This window comes from Oxobacter pfennigii (genome assembly GCF_001317355.1).
Taxonomy (GTDB): Bacteria; Bacillota; Clostridia; order Clostridiales; family Oxobacteraceae; genus Oxobacter; species Oxobacter pfennigii.
This window is the reverse complement of sequence record NZ_LKET01000068.1, coordinates 431,880-438,878: the sequence shown is the minus strand read 5'-3', so window position 1 is coordinate 438,878 and position 6,999 is coordinate 431,880. Positions and strand designations below refer to the sequence as shown.

Genomic DNA, 6,999 nt, shown 5'->3' with positions numbered 1-6,999 from the left:
ATGCTCAAAACCTTGGAAAGGAAATTGAAAGTATGGCTATACGTTTATAGTCATAATATAAAATCTTAAAATACTGAGATATTCGTAGTTATTGGGCGATCTTGTCCAAAGTAAGGGGTCTAATCCGGTAATTTTTCAATACCTGTGTTTTTAGATGAAGCTGCTATGTTAATGGATGAATTGATAAAATACTCTCCTTATGAAATGGAAGGCCTTATGAAAGTAAACAGCGGCCTTGCGGAGAAAAATTTCATGAGGCACCTTCAATGGAGCGGAGAGCACAATTTACAAAATAGTAAACAGGCTTTGCATGCTTATGACGGCGCAGTGTTTCAGGGGATAAATGCAGATGACTTCAGCGAAGAGGAGCTTGTATTTGCAGATAAGCATATAAGAATACTCTCAGGTCTATACGGGGTGCTGAAGCCCCTTGATATAATACAGCCCTACAGGCTGGAAATGGGGACAAAGTTTTCAACACAATACAGTAAAGATTTATATGTGTTTTGGCAGGATAAACTTACGGATTATTTTGAAGAGGAAATGAAAAAGCAAAATTATAATGTAATTATTAATTTAGCTTCAAGGGAATACTCATCGGCTATAAATCTTAACAGACTGCATGCACGGGTTGTAACCCCTGTATTTAAAGATTACAAAAGAGGGGTATATAAGATAATTACCATCTATGCTAAGCGTGCCCGGGGCTTAATGAGCCGCTTTATGACAAAGAATAAGATTGTTATGCCGGAGGACTTAAAAGCTTTCGATGAAGAAGGTTATAGATATATGGATAGTCTATCTTCTGAAGACGAATGGGTATTTATAAGGTAATTATTAACTGTTCATACATATTTGGATTTTTATTAGCCACATTTTTGTTAATCCTCCTGAGCCCATTGGAGAGAGTTCATTACAGAAAAATTTGAATTAGCCCTTACTATAAATATAAACATGGATATTGTAATGCATCCATGTTTTACAAATATAAATAATTGATAAAATTTAAACAAATATAAATGTTAAAATTGTAGAATATTCTGAATTTGCTTGACTTATTTTTTGTGCAGGTATACCATTAAAGCATGGAAGAAATTAGCATTATCGATGAAAGAGGGTAGAGATGATGAAAATTGCCTCTTTTGATTTTGCCTAAGAATTGTTCTCTTCGTATGACGATGACCTATAAGGGGAGAAAAACTGGGTAAATCCATGTCGTCTAGTGTTAATGTTTTAACAAAAATAAGGGGGATTATCATGAAAAAAGTAAAAAAAGTCATTTCGCTGCTGCTAATGTCCATAATGATAATATCAATAGCAGCATGCACACCTTCAGGCGGCAGCAACAATCAGGCATCACCATCGCCGACGGAAGCAAGTGGGACAACTCCGGAAACAAAGAGAGAGATCACGCCCATGAAAGCCGGAGATTATACCTTTGATGTAAAAGGCAATAAACCCATGAAAGTAAAAGTAACATTGACTGATACTGAAATAAAGGCAATAGAAGTGGTATCCCATGAAGAGACTCAGGGAGTCTCAGATGCAGCATTGAGAGACATTCCCAAAAACATAATTGAAAAGCAGAGCATAGGAGTAGACACTATTGCAGGCGCTACATTAACAAGCAGTGCAATAATTGAAGCGGTAACAAAGGCTATTGAAGCAGCAGGAGGAAAGGTCGACGAGTTCAAAATTGCTGAAAGCAAACCTATAACAGCTGAAGAGAGCCGCCCGCCAATGGGTACAAAGGATTTACCCACCAATTGGGATCTGACTTATGATGTAATAGTAGTTGGAGGCGGCTTTGCAGGATTAGCAGCAGCTTATGAAGCGGCAACCAACGGAGCCAATACACTTATTATTGATAAAATGCCGGTACTGGGCGGAAATTCACAGATAAACGGCGGCGTTTATGCATCCTACACCAGCAAGATAGCTGATGATTTATACAAAAAGCTCAATTTGACACCGGATACTCCGGAGAAGCATATTGAAGACACAATAGTAGGCGGAGATTATATGAATGATCCTAAACTGGTTAGGAATCTGGTTTACGGAGCGCCTCACTTCTTAAATCTCATGCTGGATAACGGCCTGCAGGTAAGAGAATCCATCACCCGCCCCGGCGGACATTACGGATACCGTACTTATACAACAATTAACGGCGTAGGTGCCGACATTGTTGCAGTTCAAAAGAAAATTTTAGCCAATACATCAGCAACAGTAATGCTCAATACAAAAATGGAGCAGATTTACCGTGAAACTACGGGAGAACAGAGAATTGTAGGTATTAAGATTAAGACAGATGAAGGATATAAGAATGTTAAGGCTGAAAAAGGAGTCATTCTCGCAACCGGAGGCTTCAGTGCCAATATCGACATGCGTGTAAAACAGGTTCCATCCCTTACAGCTGATATTCCTACAACCAACCATGTAGGGGCTACCGGTGAAGGTTTAATTATGGCACAGGAAATCGGCGCAAACACAATGCAGATGTCCTACATTCAGCTTTACCCTTTCGCAGATCCCAATAACGGAGTACTTGACGCCACAGCAGTTATACCATTCAGCGGACCAAGCTCAGGTATAGTTTATGTGGATTATGAGGGAAAACGCTATGTCAACGAAGGTGAAAGAAGAGACGTTTGCTCAAGGGCAGCACAGGAAAGCGGCGGATTCCCGACATTCTCAATATTCGGCCAGGAAATAGTGGACAAAGGCGGCTTTATATCAGAAGCACAGTTAACGGGAGGTATGGAAGCCGAGAGAATATTTAAAGCGGATACATTGGAAGAGCTGGCAGAGATGATAAATGCCCACACATATAAAGGAAATAAAATCAATATGCAGGGTGCAGCTTTGGCAGAAACTATAAACAAACACAACGGGTATGTAAAAGCCGGAAGCGATCCCGAATTCAACAAGAGAATAGATAAAGGCATAATGCTTACAATTGAAAAGGGACCATATTATGCAATACCCCAGTGGCCGTCAGTCCATCACACAATGGGCGGCTTGACTATAAGTGAAAAAACAGAGGTGCAGGATATATGGGGCAAGGTTATACCGGGATTATATGCAGCGGGAGAAGTTACAGGGGGAGTTCACGGGACTAACAGATTAGGTTCAAATGCTATTCCCGATGCAGCAGTTCATGGAACGATAGCCGGCCATATGGCAGCTACAGGAAAAGTTCCTGAATATATTCCCCAAGACAAATAAAGATAAGCCTATAAACAGATCAGCTGTTGTATAATACAATGACCCCGGATCGGCAGAAGCAATTATGGATTGCAGCCGGTCCGGGGCTTTTATTATTGCATAAAAAAACCCGTGTACTTAATATCACGGGTTTCTATGATAACATTCTTGCCTGAAATAATTCCCTCACATCTTCAAGGGCATAAACATATTTTTTAACTATGTTGTCACAAATTTTTTGTGCCAGCTGCTCATCGTATATATCTCCAATTGCATTTCTGTCCTTCAACATGGAGTACCAAACTTCATCATGTAAAATACCTAATGAGAAAGATTCACAAACTACGCTTTTGGGGGATTTGTGTCCTATAACACCTTCATCAATGATACAAAGGTTTAAATTCTTCCACGCCATCTCAAAAGCGGTTTCAAATCTCTGTATTAATCCATCTCTAAGCAAATCATTTTCTTCATTGAATTTTGAAACTCCATCTTTAAGCTTTTCAAGAGAACTTACAAAGAATTGAAATCTAGTATCACAATTGCTCATTTTGCTGCACCCCACTTTCATTCCGGTACACTTATGTATATCACAGAATCTCTCTGCAATACTATTATACAACAATAAATTAAAAACTGCTATATAAAATTTTAATTTTTTTTTGTATCATTGTAACAGATATTATAACAGACTGCTTAGACAACCATCGGCTATGCCGGCAGACAAAGAGCTTAAGCTCTAAGTTGAGATGGCGAAACAAATTAGTCTAAAGTAATATATTGACCCGTTCACGAATGGGCAGGTAAAGAAGGGCAAATAATAAGCCGCCCGGATGGGCGGCTGCTAAAAGTCTTTACGGTTGGGAGTTATTTCAAAGCGCGAGTAGCGCTGCCATTACCAAGTAGGGCTTAATCAAGCCACTGACTGGTGGTGCATGACTCTTGCCTGAAATAATTCTTTTACATCTTCGAGGGCATAAACATATTTTTTAACTATGTTGTTACAAATTTTTTGTGACAACTGCTCATCATATATATTTTCAATTGCATTTCTGTCGTTTAACATGGAGTACCAAACTTCATCATGTAAAATACCTAATGAGAAAGATTCACTAACAACGCTTTTTGGGGATTTGTGTCCTATAACACCTTCATCAATGATACATTCGTTTAAATTCTTCCACGCAAGTTCAAAAGCGGTTTCAAATCTCTGTATTAATCCATCTCTAAGCAAATCATTTTCTTCATTGAATTTTGAAACTCCGTCTTTAAGCTTTTCAAGAGAGCTTACGAAGAACTGAAATCTGGTATCACAATTGTTCATTTTGCGGCACCCCACTTTCATTTCGGTACACTTATGTATATCACAGAATCTCTCTGCAATACTATTATACAACAATAAATTAAAAACTGCTATATAAAATTCTAAAATTTTTTTGTATTATTGTAACAGATATTGTAACAGATTTGTCCTCTCTGTTTTATTGTTGATAAAATTAAGGCAAAGCTATAAAATAGTAATGCCGGATTTTTAATAAACCGGATGCTGCCAATTTGGGGGAACTTGAGATTTATAAAGGTTTCAGCGGAGGAAAATCATGAATGATACAAATGCAATAAATGTTATAGAGGTTATAGGTCTTACAAAACATTTAAGCGGAAGAAAAATAATTGATAATATAGACTTGACTGTTAGGGAATAGCCTTTACACTTATAACCTATGGAGTTTCCATGATATCATATGTTTCTTTCGGCATGGTTATGATGTGGTTTTGCCTGCTTATGCCCAATTCATCTTTAGCTGCTTTAAGCGGAGTAGGATTCCTGGTGGTATCCCTGTTTATGGATCAGTTTTTTCCCGAAACTTCGATATACATGATAAGCAATTATTTCAATACATATAAACTTTTAACTTCAGGTATGGCAATGAAGGAAATTGTGACAGGGTTTGGTATAATATCCCTGTATGGTATATTTTCATTTATTATAAGTGCGGCAATCTTTAAAAAAAAGGATTTGATATTTTAGCAAAGGCTAAGCTCTTTGCTTTTTTTATTTGTATTTACGACTAATAATCTCATTGTAATTTACTAAAGTCACATATATTTTAAAAGCATGTACAAATTATATGAAAAACAAAGAAAACAAGCGAAATAAAAGGGTAAATGACGTAAAATGCTTTACATCGCTGTGAAATAAAAATGCTAAATTTGTATAAAAATTACAAGTGATATATAATAAATGAAAAGCAATTTATTAAACGGGCATGCATATACATATTAAAAACGTGCTGTTTTATAATAATTTATCTTATATTTATAACACTTTTCTTTGCAGCTCACATGTTGTTTTACAATTCATATCACGTACCTCAACTTCTAATTAAAATCTGCAAGCTATATTTTATTTTATCTTTGGCATTAACTGTATCAATTTCTGTTTTATCTCTCATGCTGCCTTGTTTAAATTTATCCTGGGGAGGTGTAATTTTAGCCTTAATAAAAATTAAATAAACTGGGGAGGTATTTAAATGACTGAAGTTAAAGCAGTCAATCAAAGTGAGGAAAAGGTCACCTGGTATAGCTGGCTGGTAGCGGCATTATGCATGCTTACTTATGCGGTATCCTTTATTTCCCGTACAGTGTGGACAGTAGCAATTCCGACTGCGGCACCGCAGCTGGGGATTACAATGACACAGGCGGGCGGATTGATGTCAGCATATTATGTCGGATATGTTGCTTCAAATTTTTTCTCGGGATATTTTATTGATAAGTTTGGACCAAGAAAATCATTGTCAGTATCATCACTTTTAACTGCCGTGTTTACTTTCCTTATAATATTTTCGTCAAATTACTGGGTGCTTTTCTTCTTAAGGGTTATGGCAGGCATAGCCAGCGGGCCTTTGTTTGCAGGCGGAGCCAAGATGAATTTAGGCTGGTTTACCGACAGGAGAAGAGCCGTTGCCATGGGATTTATCATGACAGGGCCTACCTTTGGAACATTTATATCCGGCGTAGCTTTTACGCCCATAATCAATACCTTTGGCTGGAGGCCGGCATTTACCTGGGCAGCAGTAGCAGCCTTGGTTGTTGCGGTTGTATTCCAGATCTTCGCTAAGGAAAGAGGGGCAGCCCTTGCCCAGAGCGGTAAAAAGGAAAAAACTGCTGAAGAGAAAGCTGCGGATATGAAAGGTGCATTAAAAATACTCTTATCAAAGGAATTTGTCTTAGGAACAATAGTGCAGTTTTTGTCCGTTGGTGCAAATCAGGGATTTAATACCTTTACAATGCCATTTTTTATGAATGTTCATGGGTTTACATTACCTGTTGCAGGCGCTATTTTTGCTGCTGCCAATGGAGTCAGGCTGTTCACACCTACAATAGGCGGACTTATAACCGATATGTTAAAATCACGCCGCAATCTGGCGATGATGAGCTATGGTTTAACGGCAGTAACTACAGCAATGCTGGTTATGACAAAGAACGTTTCTTTCCTGTGGGGAATCATGCTGATCCGTGGTTTGGTGGCAGCCTTCGGCAACAACAATAACGTAATGCAGACCGAAAGGGCGAAGGGACCCTATGCAGGAACGGCCATGGGTATATATAATGCTTTGTGCCAATTGGGTTCAGTAGTTTATCCGCTGCTTATAGGATTCATATTGGATGCAACGGCAAGTTATACCATAGTTATTATGGTGGTGGCTCTAAGCTTTGTAATTCAGGTTTTATGCATGCTCCCGATGAAGGAAACAATGCAAAAGACAGAGGCAAAAACAGCATAAAGATTTCAAA

6 protein-coding genes are annotated in these 6,999 nt (G+C 38.2%); 4 read left to right on the top strand and 2 right to left on the bottom strand.

The window, feature by feature from the left end; translation table 11 throughout:
• Positions 1 to 144: 144 nt before the first annotated feature.
• Both yaaA and OXPF_RS21495 read left to right on the top strand, forming a co-directional pair.
• On the top strand, positions 145 to 834 hold the full coding sequence (gene yaaA / locus OXPF_RS21500; protein WP_083480095.1) for a peroxide stress protein YaaA: 690 nt from the start codon (positions 145 to 147) through the stop codon (positions 832 to 834).
• 423 nt (positions 835 to 1,257) lie between these two features.
• A complete protein-coding gene (locus OXPF_RS21495; protein ID WP_054877256.1) occupies positions 1,258 to 3,225 on the top strand; it encodes a flavocytochrome c in 1,968 nt (655 codons plus the stop codon).
• A gap of 133 nt (positions 3,226 to 3,358) precedes the next feature.
• On the opposite strand, the gene OXPF_RS21490 is transcribed toward OXPF_RS21495, so the two are convergent.
• Together OXPF_RS21490 and OXPF_RS21485 are read right to left on the bottom strand one after the other, a co-directional pair.
• Positions 3,359 to 3,754: an HI0074 family nucleotidyltransferase substrate-binding subunit gene (locus OXPF_RS21490; protein ID WP_054877255.1), complete on the bottom strand. Its 396-nt coding sequence runs from the start codon at positions 3,752 to 3,754 to the stop codon at positions 3,359 to 3,361.
• A 363-nt stretch (positions 3,755 to 4,117) separates the two neighbouring features.
• The gene (locus tag OXPF_RS21485) at positions 4,118 to 4,528 is read right to left on the bottom strand and encodes an HI0074 family nucleotidyltransferase substrate-binding subunit (protein WP_054877254.1); all 411 of its coding nucleotides are present in this window, start codon (positions 4,526 to 4,528) and stop codon (positions 4,118 to 4,120) included.
• 408 nt (positions 4,529 to 4,936) lie between these two features.
• Between OXPF_RS21485 and OXPF_RS21480 the strand changes: the two genes are divergently transcribed.
• Complete coding sequence (locus tag OXPF_RS21480) at positions 4,937 to 5,233, top strand: hypothetical protein (RefSeq protein WP_054877253.1); 297 nt, start codon at positions 4,937 to 4,939, stop codon at positions 5,231 to 5,233.
• A gap of 502 nt (positions 5,234 to 5,735) precedes the next feature.
• Positions 5,736 to 6,989 (top strand): MFS transporter, encoded by a 1,254-nt coding sequence (locus tag OXPF_RS21470; protein ID WP_054877251.1) that lies wholly within the window; start codon positions 5,736 to 5,738, stop codon positions 6,987 to 6,989.
• Positions 6,990 to 6,999 lie beyond the last annotated feature (10 nt).

Excerpts from the sequence above, each read along its gene's own strand:
- OXPF_RS21495 (WP_054877256.1), top strand. The coding sequence starts at position 1,258 with ATGAAAAAAGTAAAAAAAGTCATTTCGCTGCTGCTAATGTCCATAATG.
- OXPF_RS21485 (WP_054877254.1), bottom strand. The coding sequence starts at position 4,528 with ATGAACAATTGTGATACCAGATTTCAGTTCTTCGTAAGCTCTCTTGAA.
- OXPF_RS21470 (WP_054877251.1), top strand. The coding sequence starts at position 5,736 with ATGACTGAAGTTAAAGCAGTCAATCAAAGTGAGGAAAAGGTCACCTGG.
- OXPF_RS21490 (WP_054877255.1), bottom strand. The coding sequence starts at position 3,754 with ATGAGCAATTGTGATACTAGATTTCAATTCTTTGTAAGTTCTCTTGAA.
- OXPF_RS21480 (WP_054877253.1), top strand. The coding sequence starts at position 4,937 with ATGATATCATATGTTTCTTTCGGCATGGTTATGATGTGGTTTTGCCTG.